Annotated in this window: 22 protein-coding genes; 14 read left to right on the forward strand and 8 right to left on the reverse strand. The window is 62.3% G+C overall.

The features are described 5' to 3' along the window. Positions 1–6 precede the first annotated feature (6 nt). From HFX_RS01920 to npdG, 4 genes are all read left to right on the forward strand, one after another. Positions 7–456 (forward strand): UPF0146 family protein, encoded by a 450-nt coding sequence (locus HFX_RS01920; RefSeq protein ID WP_269321957.1) that lies wholly within the window; start codon positions 7–9, stop codon positions 454–456. Positions 457–487: 31 nt separating this feature from the next. Next, a complete protein-coding gene (locus HFX_RS01925; protein ID WP_004058046.1) occupies positions 488–1,342 on the forward strand; it encodes a TIGR01548 family HAD-type hydrolase in 855 nt (284 codons plus the stop codon). Between the two features lie 39 nt (positions 1,343–1,381). Further along, the gene (locus tag HFX_RS01930) at positions 1,382–1,588 is read left to right on the forward strand and encodes a DUF7534 family protein (protein ID WP_004058045.1); all 207 of its coding nucleotides are present in this window, start codon (positions 1,382–1,384) and stop codon (positions 1,586–1,588) included. Between the two features lie 69 nt (positions 1,589–1,657). Next, positions 1,658–2,326, forward strand: coding sequence for an NADPH-dependent F420 reductase (npdG, locus tag HFX_RS01935; RefSeq protein ID WP_004058043.1), 669 nt, complete (start codon positions 1,658–1,660; stop codon positions 2,324–2,326). A 77-nt stretch (positions 2,327–2,403) separates the two neighbouring features. Here npdG and hisE read toward each other — a convergent pair whose 3' ends face one another. The 3 genes from hisE to HFX_RS01950 all read right to left on the reverse strand — a co-directional run bounded on the left by hisE (position 2,404) and on the right by HFX_RS01950 (position 3,634). Further along, positions 2,404–2,706, reverse strand: a complete 303-nt coding sequence (gene hisE, locus HFX_RS01940) for a phosphoribosyl-ATP diphosphatase (protein WP_004058041.1) — start codon at positions 2,704–2,706, stop codon at positions 2,404–2,406. 82 nt (positions 2,707–2,788) lie between these two features. Continuing rightward, entirely contained in the window at positions 2,789–3,397 is a 609-nt protein-coding gene (gene pdxT, locus HFX_RS01945; RefSeq protein WP_004058039.1) for a pyridoxal 5'-phosphate synthase glutaminase subunit PdxT, read from the reverse strand. Between the two features lie 72 nt (positions 3,398–3,469). Further along, positions 3,470–3,634, reverse strand: a complete 165-nt coding sequence (locus HFX_RS01950) for a preprotein translocase subunit Sec61beta (protein WP_004058037.1) — start codon at positions 3,632–3,634, stop codon at positions 3,470–3,472. Positions 3,635–3,773: 139 nt separating this feature from the next. Between HFX_RS01950 and trxA the strand changes: the two genes are divergently transcribed. Continuing rightward, positions 3,774–4,040: a thioredoxin gene (gene trxA, locus HFX_RS01955; protein WP_004058035.1), complete on the forward strand. Its 267-nt coding sequence runs from the start codon at positions 3,774–3,776 to the stop codon at positions 4,038–4,040. A 128-nt stretch (positions 4,041–4,168) separates the two neighbouring features. Continuing rightward, positions 4,169–4,315: a 50S ribosomal protein L40e gene (locus tag HFX_RS19050; RefSeq protein WP_004058033.1), complete on the forward strand. Its 147-nt coding sequence runs from the start codon at positions 4,169–4,171 to the stop codon at positions 4,313–4,315. 16 nt (positions 4,316–4,331) lie between these two features. On the opposite strand, the gene HFX_RS01960 is transcribed toward HFX_RS19050, so the two are convergent. After that, positions 4,332–4,733 carry a DUF7475 family protein gene (locus HFX_RS01960; RefSeq protein WP_004058031.1) on the reverse strand — a complete coding sequence of 134 codons (402 nt, stop codon included), beginning with the start codon at positions 4,731–4,733 and terminating at the stop codon, positions 4,332–4,334. A gap of 1 nt (position 4,734) precedes the next feature. Then, entirely contained in the window at positions 4,735–5,361 is a 627-nt protein-coding gene (locus HFX_RS01965) for an MBL fold metallo-hydrolase (protein WP_004058028.1), read from the reverse strand. A gap of 140 nt (positions 5,362–5,501) precedes the next feature. Here HFX_RS01965 and HFX_RS01970 point away from each other — a divergent pair, with 140 nt between their 5' ends. Genes HFX_RS01970 through HFX_RS01980 form a run of 3 tightly spaced genes read left to right on the forward strand, consistent with a single transcriptional unit; the run spans position 5,502 to position 6,928 of the window. After that, positions 5,502–5,672: a DUF5786 family protein gene (locus HFX_RS01970; protein ID WP_004058026.1), complete on the forward strand. Its 171-nt coding sequence runs from the start codon at positions 5,502–5,504 to the stop codon at positions 5,670–5,672. Beyond that, positions 5,669–6,307 (forward strand): endonuclease dU, encoded by a 639-nt coding sequence (locus HFX_RS01975; protein WP_004058024.1) that lies wholly within the window; start codon positions 5,669–5,671, stop codon positions 6,305–6,307. The genes HFX_RS01970 and HFX_RS01975 overlap by 4 nt, the downstream gene beginning before the upstream one ends. A 24-nt stretch (positions 6,308–6,331) precedes the next feature. Next, complete coding sequence (locus HFX_RS01980; RefSeq protein WP_004058022.1) at positions 6,332–6,928, forward strand: uracil-DNA glycosylase; 597 nt, start codon at positions 6,332–6,334, stop codon at positions 6,926–6,928. Between the two features lie 37 nt (positions 6,929–6,965). Here the strand turns inward: HFX_RS01980 and HFX_RS01985 are convergent, their stop codons facing one another. The 3 genes from HFX_RS01985 to HFX_RS01995 form a co-directional block, all read right to left on the reverse strand. After that, on the reverse strand, positions 6,966–8,042 hold the full coding sequence (locus HFX_RS01985) for a PhnE/PtxC family ABC transporter permease (RefSeq protein ID WP_004058020.1): 1,077 nt from the start codon (positions 8,040–8,042) through the stop codon (positions 6,966–6,968). Continuing rightward, positions 8,039–8,785 carry a phosphonate ABC transporter ATP-binding protein gene (locus HFX_RS01990; protein WP_004058018.1) on the reverse strand — a complete coding sequence of 249 codons (747 nt, stop codon included), beginning with the start codon at positions 8,783–8,785 and terminating at the stop codon, positions 8,039–8,041. Before HFX_RS01990 ends, HFX_RS01985 begins: the two co-directional genes overlap by 4 nt. 61 nt (positions 8,786–8,846) lie before the next feature. Then, positions 8,847–9,779, reverse strand: a complete 933-nt coding sequence (locus HFX_RS01995) for a phosphate/phosphite/phosphonate ABC transporter substrate-binding protein (RefSeq protein WP_004058016.1) — start codon at positions 9,777–9,779, stop codon at positions 8,847–8,849. A 186-nt stretch (positions 9,780–9,965) separates the two neighbouring features. Here HFX_RS01995 and hisH point away from each other — a divergent pair, with 186 nt between their 5' ends. The 5 genes from hisH (at position 9,966) to leuS (ending at position 15,654) form a co-directional block, all read left to right on the forward strand. Then, positions 9,966–10,625, forward strand: a complete 660-nt coding sequence (hisH, locus tag HFX_RS02000) for an imidazole glycerol phosphate synthase subunit HisH (RefSeq protein WP_004058015.1) — start codon at positions 9,966–9,968, stop codon at positions 10,623–10,625. Between the two features lie 54 nt (positions 10,626–10,679). Further along, positions 10,680–11,486 carry a prephenate dehydratase gene (gene pheA, locus HFX_RS02005; protein WP_004058013.1) on the forward strand — a complete coding sequence of 269 codons (807 nt, stop codon included), beginning with the start codon at positions 10,680–10,682 and terminating at the stop codon, positions 11,484–11,486. A gap of 116 nt (positions 11,487–11,602) precedes the next feature. Next, positions 11,603–12,010, forward strand: coding sequence for an archaeal heat shock protein Hsp14 (hsp14, locus tag HFX_RS02010; RefSeq protein ID WP_004058011.1), 408 nt, complete (start codon positions 11,603–11,605; stop codon positions 12,008–12,010). A gap of 114 nt (positions 12,011–12,124) precedes the next feature. Continuing rightward, a complete protein-coding gene (gene hsp14 / locus HFX_RS02015) occupies positions 12,125–12,571 on the forward strand; it encodes an archaeal heat shock protein Hsp14 (protein ID WP_004058009.1) in 447 nt (148 codons plus the stop codon). Positions 12,572–12,777: 206 nt separating this feature from the next. Continuing rightward, positions 12,778–15,654: a leucine--tRNA ligase gene (leuS, locus tag HFX_RS02020; protein WP_004058008.1), complete on the forward strand. Its 2,877-nt coding sequence runs from the start codon at positions 12,778–12,780 to the stop codon at positions 15,652–15,654. Positions 15,655–15,779 lie beyond the last annotated feature (125 nt).

Here is a 15,779-nt window from a genome sequence, read left to right on the forward strand (position 1 = left end):
CCCGACGTGAGAGACTCGTTGCGTGACGCTCTCGTAACACGATTGATGGGTTACGAGCGGGTGGTCGAAGTCGGCATCGGACGCAAACCAGCAGTGGCGGCCGAACTCGCCGAACACGGCGTCGAAGTCGTCGCCGTCGACGTTCACGACTTCCCCGTCCCTGAGGACGTCCAATTCGTCCACGACGACGTGTTTGCCCGTGTAGATTCGAGCGAACCCGGCCCCTACGAAGCTGTGGACGCTATTTATGCGCTCAATATCCCCGTCGAGTTGCACCGACCGACCGCCCGTATCGCCCGCCGCGTCGGTGCCGACTTCCTCTTTACGACGCTCGGGTACGACGAACCGTCGATTCCCGTCTCCCGCGAGTCACTGCCCGGTGATACTTTGTTCGTCGCCGACGACAGCGCACGGGATCGAGGTCGGGGTCGGGGTCTCGACCGTAGCCAAGAGTAAGGCACTTCCCTTCTCGTTACACGGTTCCAGTATGCACGCGGACGTTGTCGTTCTCGATATCGACGGAGTGCTCGTGGATGTCGCCGACTCCTACCGGCGCGCCATCGTCGAGTCGGTGGAGCGACACTACGGCACGACCATCTCCCGAGACGACGTTCAACTGTTCAAGGACGCCGGCGGGTTCAACAACGACTGGGAACTGACCTACGCGGCGGCCCTGTACGTACTCACGGCCCGCGAGACGGGCCACTCGCTCGCCGAGTTCACCGACGAAATCGCCACCCGCGGCGGCGGCCTCGACGCTGCGGAGGCTGTCGTCGAATCGGCTCTCGACGACCCTTCTGTCGTCTTCGACGAGTGGGACACCGAAGCGCTCCGAGAGACGTTTCAGGCGCTCTACCTTGGCGGGGACCTCTACCGTGACCTCGAAGGCGGTGAGCCACCATTCGAGGCGTCCGGCTACATCCACGACGAGCCCGTGATTCTCCGCCAAGAGACGCTGAACGCCTTCGGCGACCGGGAAATCGGCGTCGTCACCGGTCGTCCCTCGGCCGAGGCCGATATTGCGCTCGACCGCGTCGACCTCGATGTGGACGATGACCACCGATTCACGATGGACGACTGGGAGGAAGGAAAGCCCCACCCGGCCGCCCTCGTGACTGTCGCCGAACGACTCGGCGCGGAGTCAGTCGTCTTCGTCGGCGACACCCTCGACGACGTAAAGACGGCGCTGAACGCCGACGCAGCAGACCCCGAACGCGTCTACTACGGCGTCGGCGTTCTCTCCGGCGGTCTGAGCGGCGACGAGGGACGACAGAAGTTCTCCGAAATCGGCGCGTCGGCGGTCGTCGAGGACGTAAACGAGGTTCCGGGACTTCTCGACTGATGAGGTTGCTCTGATGGCTTACTTGATGGAGGACTACTGATGGGCCACTTCCGCGCGTTCCTCGTCACACTCCTCGCGCTCGACGCCGTCGTGTTCGTCGTCGGGTCGTTCCTGCTCCCGCCGGACCCGTTCACGCAACTGCTGATGGTCGGTCCGGCGCTGTTGTTGGCACCGGCCGTCGCGTGGTGGCTCGTCTACCGCGACGGCTTCGCTCGGGTGCAGGGACTCATCGAACCTGACGAGTGAATTTCAGAAACGAGGCAGAACCCACCGGTCGCGCAACCCTTTACTTTGCCTCGGTTCGCACGTGTGTGTATGCGAATTGCACTCCTCGGTGGGACTGGCGACATTGGTGAGGGACTCGCCCTTCGTTGGGCCTACCACACGGACCACGAGGTCATCATCGGGTCGCGTGACCCCGACAAGGCGCGAGCGAAGGCAGACGAGTACGAAACTGAACTCTCCAGTCGCGGCCTCGACGTGAAGGTAAACGGCTTCACGAACGCGATGGCTGCCGACCGCGCCACAGTGGTCGTCCTCGCTGTACCACCGTACCACGTTTCTGACACCATCGAGGCCGTCTCCGACTCACTTTCCGAAGACGACGTACTTGTCACGCCCGCAACGGGTATCAAGCGCGAGGAAGACGGGTTCCACTACCATCCACCGAAAGCCGGTAGTGTGACGGCGCTCGTCGCCGATGCGGTCCCCGACAACGTGCCTGTCGTCGGCGCATTCCACAACCTCGCGGCCGGCCGCCTCGCCGACCTCGACGCCGACCTCGGTATCGACACGCTCCTCGTCGCCGACGACCCCGACGCGAAAGAGACGGTTCGACTCCTTGCCGAAGGTATCGAGGGTCTCCGCGCGCTCGACGGCGGTGGTCTCGCCAATGCCGCAGAAATCGAGGCGCTCACGCCGCTTCTCATCAACATCGCACAGCACAACGACGGGCTTCACGACCTCGGCGTTCGGTTCCGGTAGCTGCCGTTTTACCCCTGCTGTCGCCGCCTGCGGTCTCTACTGCCACGGCCAACTGCGCGGCCACCGCGGTCGACCGTTCAGAACCGACTTTTCAATTCTTCGCGCAGGTCGTCGAGCGATGCGTCTTTCATCGACAGGAGGACGAGGAGGTGATAGACGAGGTCCGAACTCTCGTAGAGGAGTTCCTCTCGGTCGTCGTCTTTTGCCGCGAGGATGGTTTCTGTCATCTCCTCGCCGAGCTTTTCGAGCACGTAATTTTCGCCTTTCTCGTGGGTAAAAAGCGTCGTCGTATAGGAATCCTCGGGAAGGTCTGCCTTCCGGGACTCGATGGTCGAAAAGAGTTCATCGAGAACCTCGTCGGTTGGGGTGTCCGCGTCCATGGTCGCACGACGGGCGGGGGCGGAAAAAGACCCTCTGGTTCCGGTAGCCCTCACTCGGACCGACAGTCGTGGATATGCCGCCTCAGGCTTCGACTTCGACTTCCAATTCGTCGAAGAAGGCGAGGTCGTGGATGCGACTGTCGGCAGTCAGTTCGGGGTGGAACGAGGTACCGACGACGGGTCCGTCGCGAACTGCGACCGGGTTGCCGTCCCACTCGGCGAGGACTTCTACGTCGTCGTCTCCCTCGTCGATGAGGGGTGCGCGGATGAACACCGCGGGGAACGGCGAGTCGAGACCCGCCACGTCGAGCGGTGCTTCGAAACTGTCGACCTGTCGGCCGAAGGCGTTGCGGTCGACGGTCACGTCGAGAATGTCGAGCGTCTGCACGCGGTCGTCTTTCGCGTCTTGAGAGGCAACGATAAGACCGGCGCAGGTTGCGAGGACGGGCTTTTCGGCCGCGACGTGGGCCTGAATTTCTCCGTCGATTCCCTCTCGTTCGAGGAGTCGGGAGATGGTCGTCGATTCGCCGCCCGGCATCAGGAGAACGTCGCAGTCGGGAACGAGTCCGGCGCTTCGAATTTCGACGATATCCGCATCGACGCCGTGAGCATCGGCGGCCCGCTCGATGGCGTCGGCGTGTTCAGTGACATCGCCCTGAACGGCGATGACACCGGCGCGTAGCGTATCCATAGACGTGTCTCGGGAACGCGAGGACAAAAAGCGTCCGTTCGTTCGTCGGCGGTTCGTGGGGCGACGTATCGGTTAGAACGCGAGCGCGTTCAGCACCAGAATACCGATGCCGAACAGTGCTCCCGTGGCGACGACAGTCTTCGGGTCGACTCGAATCGCGTTACGGTCCTCCGCGTCGAAATAGCGGACGAGACCCGCGCTCGACATCAGACCACCGCTGTTCTGGCCCTTGCTCATGTCCCACCGTCTGTTCGTCCACCGCCTAAACGTTTCGGCTCGGAAGCGTCACTCGTCCACATTCGAGGACTGAAACCGGCAGTCGACCGGGCATGAGTAATCCTTATGCGCGGGGGCAGGCAAGTTGCGCCGGGATACGATGACTGTTCGACTCTTGGACTTTTACGCGGACTGGTGCGGCCCTTGCAAGACGCAGGACCCGATTCTCGACGACCTCGAAGGCGACTACGAGGATGTCGAGTTCGTCAAGGTTGACGTCGACGAAGAGCAAGACGTGGCTAACCAGTATCAGGTGCGCTCGCTTCCAACCCTCATCGTCGAGAACGACGACGGTATCGTCGACCGTTTTGTGGGTGTAACTCAGCGTGACGACCTCGAGTCGGCCCTGAGCGAAGCCGGCGCGTAACCGAACCAAACGCGCGTAAGCGCAGGCAGCGCGCGAGCGCCAACCGCGTTTTTGACGCTCCAATTCGACCGTGAGCGCCGGCGGTACGTCTCGCAAACGTTATACGACCGGCCGAGGGACTCGTATGCATGGCTAGTGACGCTGCGACGAAGCGGACGCTCGAGAAGCAGATTTGTATGCGCTGCAACGCACGAAACCCCAAAAAAGCGAAGCAGTGCCGCAAGTGCGGCTACAAGCACCTTCGTCCGAAGTCGAAGGAACGCCGCGCCGCATAAGACTGTCTGCTTTCTCTTACGACTCTCTCCGGTACAACACGAAGAGCACTGCAATCAGTGCGAGTTGTACCACTTTGTCGACGACGCCGCCGATACTAATGATATCGGGCCAATTGAACACCACGTAGAGGACGATTTGCCCGGCCGTAAACGGGATGCCGAGCAGAATCACCCACGTACGAAGGGTCTTGTCACCGCGGAGAACACCGATAATCCCGCCTGCGAATCCCGCTGCGGCCCCGACGAAGGCGATACCGAGCGGGTTTGTGGGGTCTGAAGACAGCGTGCCCACGCCGAGTCCGAGGTGAATTACCCCGGTTATCGCCGCGAGGACGACGCCGATGTAGTGCAGTTGCGTCAGTTCCGCCTGTTCGGTCTGTTTGGGTGTCGTTGCCGTCTGTTCTGTTGTGGTTGACATATCATGTCACCGGATATTTGGGTTCGCGTCGTTCAGCTCGTTCGAGTGCGCGCTCGATTACGTCGTGGATGGTATCGCCGCCTGTTCCGCGTTTGAACACGTCGCCGTGTCCAGCGTACATCGTCTCGACCGTCGTCGGGAGTCTGTCGCGGAGCGTCCGGAGGCTGGAGATAACTCGCTCGCGCGACTGTCCCGGCAAGTCGGTCTTTCCGAAACTGCCGTCGTCGAACGCGTTGTCGTTGTACACTACCACGTCACCGGAGAAAAGCGACCGCCCGCTCACGAGTGAGACGTGGTCGTCGGCGTGTCCCGGCGTGTAGATGACCTCGAACGTCTCGTCACCCATCACGATTTCGTCGCCGTCTTCGAGTTCGTGGGTTCGAAGCGGATGGTCACCGAAAGCGTACACGTCCGGCTCGAATCGCTCGACGACGGCGTCTAACTCGCCGATGTGGTCCGCGTGCTGGTGGGTGAGAACGACGGCGTCGAGGTCGTCTGTGTGTTCTGCGACGGCGGTCTCGACACCTGCCATCGTCCCGGCATCGACGAGGACGGTTCGGTCGCCGAGGACGAGGTACGCATTGCAGGTGAAGACCTCGGCGTCGGCGGTGACAGGGATGACTTCCATACGCCTGCGTACGTGCTCAACCGAAAAAAGTCGGTGGGAAGAGGGCGCTAATTCCCGTTATGGGGGAGGGTAACGACTCGCGAAACCTGGAATTCGTTCGACAAACCATTTTTCAAGCTCGGTCGTGTACAACTGAATGTATGGGATTTGGGAGCTACGACGAGTCCGAACAAGGAGACCAGAACGTCGACTTCGACGAGGAAGACGGCGTAACGACGAGCGAAGAGAATCACGAGGGTAAGGTCGACTTCGAAATCGGCGCATCGAACGACGAACTGCTCGACCGGCTACAGGAGATCAAGGACAATTGAAACCGGGGACTCGCGCGCTGGGGGTCGCCGAGTCGTACCCCGGAACAGCGCGCGTGCCCACAGTAGACCACACTGACGACGCTGATTTTTCGACAGACCCGTCTGAAGCCGGAGATAGCGACGCACGCCCGGAGAGCGTGCTCTGCGGCGCTGTCGTTCGTGCCGACCGCGTGGTCGATGGTCTCGCCTTCGAGACGTGTACCGTCGGCGGCGATGACGCCACCGACGCCATCGACTCGCTGTACTCGTCGCTCGGTCGCGAGGACGTCCGATACCTCCTCGTCTCCGGTATCGCCCCGGCGTGGTTCAACCTCGTCGACGTGAATCGCCTCGCTTCCGACCTCGACCGTCCGGTACTTTCGGTCTCGTTCGAAGACAGTGAGGGCCTCGAAACCGCGCTCTCGACGCACTTCTCGGGCGATGCACTGGACCGACGCCTCCAAATCTATCGGGACGCCCCACCCCGGACCGCCGTCGAAGTGAACGACGAACGAGTGTTCGTGCGCGCCGCCGGATGCGACGAAGCCGAAGCGAAGCAGGTAGTCCGGGCGTTCACACCGACCGGCGGGCGTCCCGAACCACTTCGAGTGGCGCGGATGGCCGCCCGCGCGGGGCGACAGTTCGTTGGGGATTAAGCCGTCGCCCTCCTCGACACGAACATGGAACACATGGAGGGCCTCTGCGTGACCGACTGCGAGCGGTGTCCCGAACTCGTAGACTCGCGGAGTCGCATCGTCAACGGGGTCGGTCCCGAGGACGCCGACCTGCTCTTCCTCGGCGAAGCGCCGGGTGCGAAAGAAGACGAAGGCGGCGAACCGTTCGTCGGCCGCTCCGGGTCCGTACTGGACGACGCGCTCCGCGAGGCCGGACTCGCCCGCGCCGACGTTCGAATCACGAACTGCATCCGCTGCCGTCCGCCGGAAAACCGTGACCCGAGGAGTGAAGAACTGTCGAACTGCCGGGGCTATCTCGCCCGCGAGTTCGAACTCGTCGACCCCGAACTCATCGTCACACTCGGGAAGGTCCCCTCACAGCACCTTCTCGACCGGGGAGTCGCCATCACGAACGAATCTGGGTCGGTCTTGGACGCTCGCGTCGGCGACGATTCGTACCGCGTCCTGCTGTCTGTGCACCCTGCGGCGACGCTCTACGACCGCAGTCAACGCGAGGGCTTCTTCGAGACTATCTCGCGCGCGGCCGACCTCTCCGGTCTCTCCGAGTCGAACAACGGACAGGCGAGCCTCGGCGACTTCTAAGGACTAAGGGCGACGTGTGGCCGCTCGACTGGCCACGTCACTTCGAGTTGCCCGTCCCGAGCCACTTCCCGGTGTCCGCGAGGTCGGCGAGTACGTCGACGATGCCCTTGGACTCCGACTCGCCCGGACGGAGGCGCGCGCGGAGGCGCGAGGACGTGAGTTCGACCGAGAGGACGATAACGATAATCATCGCGATACCGGCGGCCGCCTGGTCGTACGCGAGGAGGCTGAGTCTGCCCTTCACGTACTGTCCGATGCCGCCAGCACCGACGACGCCGAGCGAGACGGCGATGCGGACGTTTATTTCGAGGATGTAGAGTGTCCACGCGACGAACGACGAGGACACCTGACTCAGCATACCGAAGACGACGGTCTGCGAGGATGCTGCCCCAGTCGAAGAGATGGCTTCGATGGGGCCGTCGGACACCTCTTCGAGTTCGTCGGTGAACAGGCGTCCGAGGTTACCGACGGTGTCGGTTCCGATAGCCAGCATCGCCCCGACGGGGGTGATACCTACGAGCGGGATATAGATGAGCACCCACACGAGCGCCGGCACGGCGCGGATGACGGACATCGTGCCACGGAAGAGGAAGTTAAACGGGAACGGCGTCACGCGCTCGGACCCGAGTACACCGAAGACGAGGGCGAGCGGGAAGCCGATGACCGTTCCGGTGAACCCGATGACGATGGTCGCGACTGCACCGCCGACGATGCTCAGCCCTTGGTCGCGGTTGAACACGGCGTCGAGGAGCGATGCGGGGTTGAGGAGGCTCTCGAAGAGGGCGGCGAACCCGTGTAGGCCGTTTTCGATGGCGAAGAGCGTGAAGTAGTGGAAGTCCGGCGAAAGGAACTCGGCGACGTTGTGCAGAAACTGCGGGAGTTGACGGTAGATTTGGGCGACGGTGAATCCGAGATACGTCATGCCGAGACCCGTCATCGCCAAGAGCGCGACGACCCCGACAAAGATGAGTGCTCGTCGGATGAACTGCGCGCGCTCGATGGTCGTGAGCGCGTCTTGGATGTGTCGCGGTGCCGACGTTCTCTCGCCGCCATCGGCACGGAGGTCGTCGTTCATCCCATCGCCGCCGCCGTCGGCGCGGAGGTCGTCGTTCATCCCATCGCCTCCACCATGCCGGCTTCGCTGTCTTCGTAGTAGATGTCGTCGACGACATCCATCGTCAGGTCGTCTCGCTGGCCGTCAAAGACGACTTCGCCGTCTCGCAGGCCGATATAGCGCTCGCCGAATTCGCGGGCGAGATTGACCTGGTGAAGACTCGCGATAGTCGTCAGGTTTCGCTCGTGGGCGGCCGTCTTCATGTAGCCCATGACCTCCTCGGCAGCCTTCGGGTCGAGACTCGCAACTGGTTCGTCGGCGAGCAGGAGGTTCGGTTGCTGGACCAGTGCGCGGGCGATACCGACGCGTTGTTTCTGACCTCCGGACATCGACCCGGCACGCTGCCGCGCTTCGTCGAGGAGACCGACCGTGTCGAGCGCTTCGAGTGCGGCTAGTTTGTCTTCTTCACCGTACTGCGAAGTGAGGCTCTCGGCGAGCGAGACACGCGAGAGGGCACCGGTGAGGGCGTTGCGGTAGGCGCTCATCGTCTCGACGAGGTAGTGCATCTGGAAGACCATCCCGACGTCCGACCGGTGGCCAGTGACGGCCCGGTCGTTGATGTGGACCGTTCCTTCCGTCGGCTGGGTGAGACCGTTCAGGATTCGAAGGAGTGTCGACTTCCCCGCTCCGGAGGGTCCGAGGAGGACGACGAACTCCCCTTCGGGTATCTCGAAGGAGATGTTCTCTAAGGCGACCGTGTCGCCGAACCGCTTCGTGACGTTCTGTACCGAAACTGCGGGCATTGATTTGTTGTCTGAAATATTGTAGTTGGTTGTCCCGACCTGCGGCGCTTCGAAGAGGCGTTCAGCCCTGGTTCAGGAGGTCGGTCGAGAGTTCGAGTTCGTTGGCGACTTTGATGACCGGTTCGTACGTTTTGAGGTCCGCCGTGCGGACGTCGTCGAACCAGAGGTCGTCGTCGGTGTCGCTCTCACCATCTGCACCATAGTACACCTTCTCTGGGGCGGCCTGTAGGGCGTTGATGACGTCGTTTTTCCCCTCTTCGGAGAGGTTCGGGCTGACCACCATCGGCGCGCGGGGGATTCCCTCGTACGTCTTCACGTACTTGTACCCGTCGGCGAGTTCGCCGTCGTCAGCTTGGGTGATGAACTTCCCGACACCAGCGGCGGCGACCTGGTCGTTTTCCAGAGCGGCGAACGCCTCGGCGTGGCCCGACCACGTACCGGTGAAGTCCGCGCCGGAGTCGCTGACCGGTGCCTCACCGATGCTGAGGCCCGCCTTCTGCAGCATGTACAGCGGGTACAGCGACCCGGAGGCGGAGGTCATGTCGGCGAAGCCAACCTTCTCGCCTTCGAGGTCGGACAGCGAGTCGATGCCGGAGTCTTTCTTCGTCACGATGACGCTCGTGTAGTCCCACGAGCCGTAGGCGTGACGCTGGAGGGCGATATTCGCCTTGTCGGCTTTCACACCGAGAGCGGCGGCGAAGGGACCGGTCTCCGCGATGTCGGCCGTCCCCGACCCGAGACCCTGAAGGACCGCGGAGTAGTCGGCGGCGTACTTCAGAGAGACCGTCGTGCCGGTCTGTTCTTGGAGGTGGTCCGCATACGGCTTGTACTGCGACCGCATGTAGTCTTGCGGCTCGGACGGCGACATCATGAAGTTGATTTCACCGTTCCCGTAGGATTGCTCGCCGAAGCTGCCGATACATCCACTGACACCTGTGATACCGAGTGCACCGACCGCACCGGTCTTTTTGAGTAAATTGCGTCGGGAATACATGTGGGCTGAGAAGAAACTATGATAGGTCGGGATTAAACTTTCATATTTTTTATCATATAACTAAATAGATATAAATTGCTATTGCGTACTCCGTGAGTAAACATAGAACAATCGACCAATTTTCGCACATCTACGATGGTCGCCGCGACGGAAACTCACTTGCCCCCTGCTCTCTCACGTAAGTGTATGAGCACGACACAGGCCACAGCGGAGACCCTCGCCGACGTGGTGATGGTCGACTACGGGCTTGGGAACCTCCGGAGCGCCAGACGCGGTCTCGAACGCGCCGGTGCGAACGTCGTCGTCTCCGACGACCCGACCGACTTCGAAGACGCGGACGGTATCGTTCTCCCCGGCGTCGGCGCATTCTCGGAAGGAATGGACAACGCGGGACCGTTCCGCGAACCGCTCGCCGAGGCCGCAGCAGCCGGCACGCCGATATTCGGTATCTGCCTCGGGATGCAGATGCTTCTCACCTCTTCTGAGGAGGCGGACCACGCGGGCGAGGGCGAAGTCGAAGGCCTCGATTTCATCCCCGGTCGAAACGTCCGCTTCGACGAGGGCCAGAAGGTGCCCCACATGGGCTGGAACGAACTGCACGCCCAGCGCGACCACCCAATCGTCGAAGGTGTTGATGGTGAGTACGCCTACTTCGTCCACTCGTACTACGCCGACCCCGACGACGAGAACGCCGTCGTCGCCACGACCGATTACGGCGTCGAGTTCCCTGCAATCGTCGCCAACGAGGAGGGGACCGTCTTCGGCACGCAGTTCCACCCCGAGAAATCCGGCGAGACCGGTCTCACTATTCTCCGCAACTTCGTCGAGTTCTGCGCGAACCAGTAGGCCGAATCTGCCACCCCCGACGGCCTTTTGTCGGTACTGCGTCAAGGGGGGTTTATGCAGGCAGTCACGCTCGGCCCGGCGGGCACCTATTCGCATCGCGCCGCCCGCGCGGTCGCCGACGACGTCGCCTTCCGAGAATCGGTTACGTCCATCGTCAAAGCAGTCGCCGATGGGTCGTTCGAGCGAGGTGTCGTCCCTATCGAGAACAGTATCGAAGGCAGCGTCTCCGAGAGTCTCGACGCCGTGGCCGACTCCGACGTGAGCGTCGTCCAAGAAATCGTCACGCCAATTCGCCACGCGCTCTTGGCGCAAAGCGAGGACTTCGACACCGTCGCCAGCCATTCGCAGGCGCTCGCGCAGTGTCGAACCTATCTAGACGAGAACTACCCCGACGTAAAACTCGAAGCGGTCGCCAGCACCGCCCGCGGCGTCGAGCGCGCCCGCGACGACCCGTCGGTCGCAGGTATCGGCCACCCGGACAACAGTGGCGACGACCTCCAGATTATCGCCGCGGACATCCAGGACCGCTCGTCGAACGCGACCCGGTTCCTCGTCGTCGCGCCCGCCTCGGCCCGGTCCGACGCCGGTGGTAAGAGTTCCCTCGTCGTCTACCCGAACGCGAACTACCCCGGTCTCCTCCTCGAACTGCTCGAAGCGTTCGCCGAACGCGACATCAACCTCTCGCGTATCGAGTCGCGCCCGAGCGGCAACCGTCTCGGCGACTACCTCTTCCACATCGACGCCGACGCCGGGCTCTACGAAGAACGGATGCAGGAGGCGCTCGACGAAGTCGAGGGCATCGCCCGCAATGGCTGGGTCCGCGTCCTCGGGTCGTACGACACGCGGCACGTGTTGTACTGAGTGCTGGAACGTTTCCCCCACCGCGTGCTAGAGCGGTCCACACTGGACTGAGAACACCCTCAATGTGTGAGGACAGGCACATCTTTCTTTGTCGTCGCTGACGTAGGTTGACCCGTATGCAGCGAAACCCATTCGACGAGATAGAAGACCTGTTCGACCGGATGGGCCGGTCGTTCGAAGAGTCCGGACTCGCTCGTTTCCAAGACATCTCGCTCGATGTCGTCGACCACGACGACGAGATCGAGGTCATCGCCGACCTTCCCGGATTCGAGAAGGACGACCTGGATGTGAGCGTTCAGGGTCGACAACTCACCATCGCCGCCGAACACGAGGAGTCGTCCGATGTCGACACCGAGCAGTACGTCCGGCGGGAACGGAGCCACAGGTCCGTCTCCCGGTCGCTCACACTTCCCACAGACGTACTTCGCGAAGAGATAACCGCGGCGTACCAAAACGGCGTCCTCACCGTCACGCTCCCCAAGGCGGAACCGGGAGCCGACTCGACCGAAATCGACATCGAGTGAGCGGCTTATATCTCGATTATTGGGGTTCAAAGCACCGTACCGTGCGAATTGCTATTCTGGTTCTGGAAATCGTTATCTCCTCAGACGGCGTCTTTACCTCTCGGTGAAACACCGATGATGCCACGCACGAACCCATTCGACGACTTCGAAGAACTGTTCGAACGAATGTCCCGACAGTTCGACGAGATGGGCCGCCAGTTCGACCGCTCTGGTATGCTGCCCTCGACCCGGATGCACGAGATGGCGGTCGACATTGCCGACCACGACGACGAACTCGTCGTCTCCGTTGACCTTCCGGGCTACGAAAAAGAGGACATCTCGCTGTCCGTCGCTAACCGTACGCTGACCATCGACGCGAAGCGCGAACTGACGGACGAGCACGCAGACAGCGAGTACCTCCACCGCGAACGTCGCCACGAGTCCACTCACCGAACGATTCGCCTCCCCGAAGAAGTCGATGCAGAGAACACGTCAGCGACCTACCGAAACGGCGTGCTCACCGTGATGCTTCCCAAACTCGACGCCGACCCCGACGATTCCCGCCGCATCGACATCAAGTGACGAGGTCTCTTGGTCTCGTGGTGGTCTCTTTTAACACATCGCGTTCGAGACGATTCGACTGGACGACGCCAACACCAGTTCGGGACACAGCAACGACCCTCGCGTACCGTGTGGCGTACCACGGTGTGGCAATATCTGCCGCAATCAGACAGACCGAGAAGTCGAGTATAGGAGTTATTTTAGGCCGGGGTACCACTACCACGACTATGGACTACGACCCGCAGGAACTGGAAGCGCGTTGGCGGGAGCGCTGGTCCGAGACCGGCCGATACGAGGCCGACCCGGACGCAGACGCCGACGACGCCACGTTCGTGACGGTGCCTTATCCGTACCCCAGCGGCGGGATGCACATCGGGCACGCGCGAACGTACACCGTTCCAGACGTGTACGCTCGGTACCGACGACAGCAGGGCGACAACGTGCTTTTCCCCATCGCGTGGCACGTGACCGGCACGCCGATTATCGGTGCCGTCGAGCGCCTCAAGAAGCGAGAAGAAAAGCAACTGTCCGTCCTGACCGAAACCTACAACGTCTCCGAAGACACGCTCCCGGACCTTGAGACGCCCATGGGTTGGGCGCGCTACTTCATCGAGGAGCACTACAAACAGGGGATGCAGTCGCTCGGTCTCTCTATCGACTGGCGACGCGAGTTCACGACGAACAACGAGCGCTACTCGAAGTTCATCGAGTGGCAGTACCGGACGCTCCGCGAGCGCGGCCGACTGGAGAAAGGGCTGCACCCCGTCAAGTTCTGTACGAACGAAGAGCAACCGGTCACGACGCACGACCTGCTCGAAGGCGAGAACGCGGAGTTCCAGGAGTACACGCTGGTCCGCTTCGGCTGGGAACGCGGCGACGACGAGGTCGTCGTCCCGATGGCCACGCTGCGCCCCGAGACGGTCCACGGCGTGACGAACGCCTACATCGACCCCGAAGCGACCTACGTGGTCGCCGAAGTCGACGGCGAACCGTGGTTCGTCTCCGAGTACGCGGCCGCGAAACTGGAATATCAGGCCCGCGACGTGGACATTCTGGAGACGGTCGAAGGAGCTGAACTTGTCGGCCAGTCGGTCGAGAACCCCGTCACCGGCGACGACGTGCTGGTCCTTCCGGCCGGATTCGTCGATGCCGACAACGCAACGGGCGTCGTCATGTCCGTCCCGGCTCACAGCCCCGACGACTACGTGGCGCTCCAAGAGGCGAAAGCCGACACCGACTACCTCGAATCGTTCGGCATCGACCCCGCCGACGTGGCGGACATCGAGCCGATTCCGATTCTCGACATCGACTCCGAGGACGACGAGTACGGCGAAATTCCCGCGCAGTCGGCCGTCGAGAGCAAGGGAATCGAGTCGTCCGACGACCCGGCCCTCGAAAAGGCGACGAAGGACCTCTACAACAAGGAGTTCCACGCCGGTCGCCTGAAAGCGTTCTACGGCGACTACGCTGGCGAACTCGTCGAGGACGTCCGCGACGACTTCAAGGCCGACGGCGTCGACGCCGGCCAGTTCGACGTGATGCAGGAGTTCTCCGAGGAAGTCGTCTGCCGCTGTGGCGGCGATGTCGTCGTCTCCGAGCAGGACACGTGGTTCCTCTCGTACGACGACGAGGACTGGAAAGAACTCACCCACGACGTGGCCGACGGGCTGGACGCCATCCCCGAGAACACCCGCGACGAGTACCACCACACCATCGACTGGCTGAATGGTTGGCCGTGTATCCGGAACTACGGGCTCGGAACCCGCCTGCCGTGGGACGACCAGTTCGTCATCGAGCCGCTTTCGGACTCGACTATCTACATGGCGTACTACACCATCGCCCACCGCCTGCAGGACATCCCGGTCGAAGACCTCACGCAGGACTTCTTCGACACGCTGTTCTACGGTCCCGACGCGGCCGACGAGGTGGACGAGCGCGCCCTCGACCTGCGCGAAGAGTGGAACTACTGGTACCCGGTCGACTACCGGTTCTCCGGCAACGACCTCATCACGAACCACCTGACGTTCTACCAGTTCCACCACGGCGAACTGTTCGACGAACCGCAGTGGCCACAGGGTATCGTCATCATGGGCATGGGCCTGCTCGAAGGCCAGAAGATGTCCTCTTCGAAGGGCCACGTCGTCCTCCCCGGTGAGGCTATCGGCGAGTACGGTGCGGACACCGTTCGTTTCTTCCTGCTCAACTCCGCAGAACCGTGGCAGGACTACGACTGGCGCGACGACCTCGTCGGGTCGGTCTACGACCAACTCGAACGCTTCTGGAACCGTGCGCAAGAGATTATCGCCGACCCCGGTCCGGACGAACAGCCCGAACTGGAGACGGTCGACCGATGGCTGCTCTCGAAGCTACAGGACACCGTCCGCGACGTGACCACGGCGATGGACGAGTCCGAGACGCGCTCTGCCAGTCAGGCCGCCTTCTACAACTTCGAGGAGGACCTGCGCTGGTACCGCCGCCGGACGGACCTCGACCGGCCTGCTGCGAAGTGGACGCTCCGGAACGTCCTCGAAACACGCCTGCGCCTGCTCGCGCCCTTTATCCCGTTCATGACGAACGAACTCCACGAGCAGTTGACCGGAACCCCGGCCGAGGACGCACCGTGGCCGGAACCGGACGACGCCTTCGACGACGAGACGGTCGAACTCGAAGAACAGCAGGTCGAGCGCCTGACCGAGGACGTTCGCGACATCATCGACGTGACCGAGTCGGACCCAGACACCATCCGCGTCTACGTCGCCGCCGACTGGAAGCGCGACGTGTTCGAGACGGTCGTCGAAAACGGCGACAACGTCGGTGCCATCATGGGGCAGGTCATGCAGAACCCCGACCTGCGCGAGAAGGGCAACGCCGTCAACGACCTCGTCCAAGACCTCGTGAGCCAGACTCGCGGACAGGACGAGCCGACGCTCCGCGCCCAACTCGAACTGGACGAAGTGGCGACGTACGAACGCGCCGCAGACTTCCTCGCCCGCGAATTCGACGCCGACGTGGAGGTTTTCGCCGAGGACGACTCGGACATCGTCGACCCGGCCGACCGCGCCTCGAAGGCGATTCCGTTCCGCCCCGCAGTCCACCTCGAATAGCCGGACAGCGGGCGGATTTTTGTTGTCGCTTCTAATTTTCACTGCTGATACGAAGCGGTTCAGATAGTGTGAACCCACCACCAATGGCTCTTATAGCGAACTCTCCCCTAGACTTACAGTATCAT

Source organism: Haloferax mediterranei ATCC 33500 (assembly GCF_000306765.2).
GTDB lineage: Archaea > Halobacteriota > Halobacteria > Halobacteriales > Haloferacaceae > Haloferax > Haloferax mediterranei.

Excerpts from the sequence above, each read along its gene's own strand:
- HFX_RS01925 (WP_004058046.1), top strand. The coding sequence starts at position 488 with ATGCACGCGGACGTTGTCGTTCTCGATATCGACGGAGTGCTCGTGGAT.
- HFX_RS01930 (WP_004058045.1), top strand. The coding sequence starts at position 1,382 with ATGGGCCACTTCCGCGCGTTCCTCGTCACACTCCTCGCGCTCGACGCC.
- npdG (WP_004058043.1), top strand. The coding sequence starts at position 1,658 with ATGCGAATTGCACTCCTCGGTGGGACTGGCGACATTGGTGAGGGACTC.
- hisE (WP_004058041.1), bottom strand. The coding sequence starts at position 2,706 with ATGGACGCGGACACCCCAACCGACGAGGTTCTCGATGAACTCTTTTCG.
- pdxT (WP_004058039.1), bottom strand. The coding sequence starts at position 3,397 with ATGGATACGCTACGCGCCGGTGTCATCGCCGTTCAGGGCGATGTCACT.
- HFX_RS01950 (WP_004058037.1), bottom strand. The coding sequence starts at position 3,634 with ATGAGCAAGGGCCAGAACAGCGGTGGTCTGATGTCGAGCGCGGGTCTC.
- trxA (WP_004058035.1), top strand. The coding sequence starts at position 3,774 with ATGACTGTTCGACTCTTGGACTTTTACGCGGACTGGTGCGGCCCTTGC.
- HFX_RS19050 (WP_004058033.1), top strand. The coding sequence starts at position 4,169 with ATGGCTAGTGACGCTGCGACGAAGCGGACGCTCGAGAAGCAGATTTGT.
- HFX_RS01960 (WP_004058031.1), bottom strand. The coding sequence starts at position 4,733 with ATGTCAACCACAACAGAACAGACGGCAACGACACCCAAACAGACCGAA.
- HFX_RS01965 (WP_004058028.1), bottom strand. The coding sequence starts at position 5,361 with ATGGAAGTCATCCCTGTCACCGCCGACGCCGAGGTCTTCACCTGCAAT.
- HFX_RS01970 (WP_004058026.1), top strand. The coding sequence starts at position 5,502 with ATGGGATTTGGGAGCTACGACGAGTCCGAACAAGGAGACCAGAACGTC.
- HFX_RS01980 (WP_004058022.1), top strand. The coding sequence starts at position 6,332 with ATGGAACACATGGAGGGCCTCTGCGTGACCGACTGCGAGCGGTGTCCC.
- HFX_RS01985 (WP_004058020.1), bottom strand. The coding sequence starts at position 8,042 with ATGAACGACGACCTCCGCGCCGACGGCGGCGGCGATGGGATGAACGAC.
- HFX_RS01990 (WP_004058018.1), bottom strand. The coding sequence starts at position 8,785 with ATGCCCGCAGTTTCGGTACAGAACGTCACGAAGCGGTTCGGCGACACG.
- HFX_RS01995 (WP_004058016.1), bottom strand. The coding sequence starts at position 9,779 with ATGTATTCCCGACGCAATTTACTCAAAAAGACCGGTGCGGTCGGTGCA.
- hisH (WP_004058015.1), top strand. The coding sequence starts at position 9,966 with ATGAGCACGACACAGGCCACAGCGGAGACCCTCGCCGACGTGGTGATG.
- pheA (WP_004058013.1), top strand. The coding sequence starts at position 10,680 with ATGCAGGCAGTCACGCTCGGCCCGGCGGGCACCTATTCGCATCGCGCC.
- hsp14 (WP_004058011.1), top strand. The coding sequence starts at position 11,603 with ATGCAGCGAAACCCATTCGACGAGATAGAAGACCTGTTCGACCGGATG.
- hsp14 (WP_004058009.1), top strand. The coding sequence starts at position 12,125 with ATGATGCCACGCACGAACCCATTCGACGACTTCGAAGAACTGTTCGAA.
- leuS (WP_004058008.1), top strand. The coding sequence starts at position 12,778 with ATGGACTACGACCCGCAGGAACTGGAAGCGCGTTGGCGGGAGCGCTGG.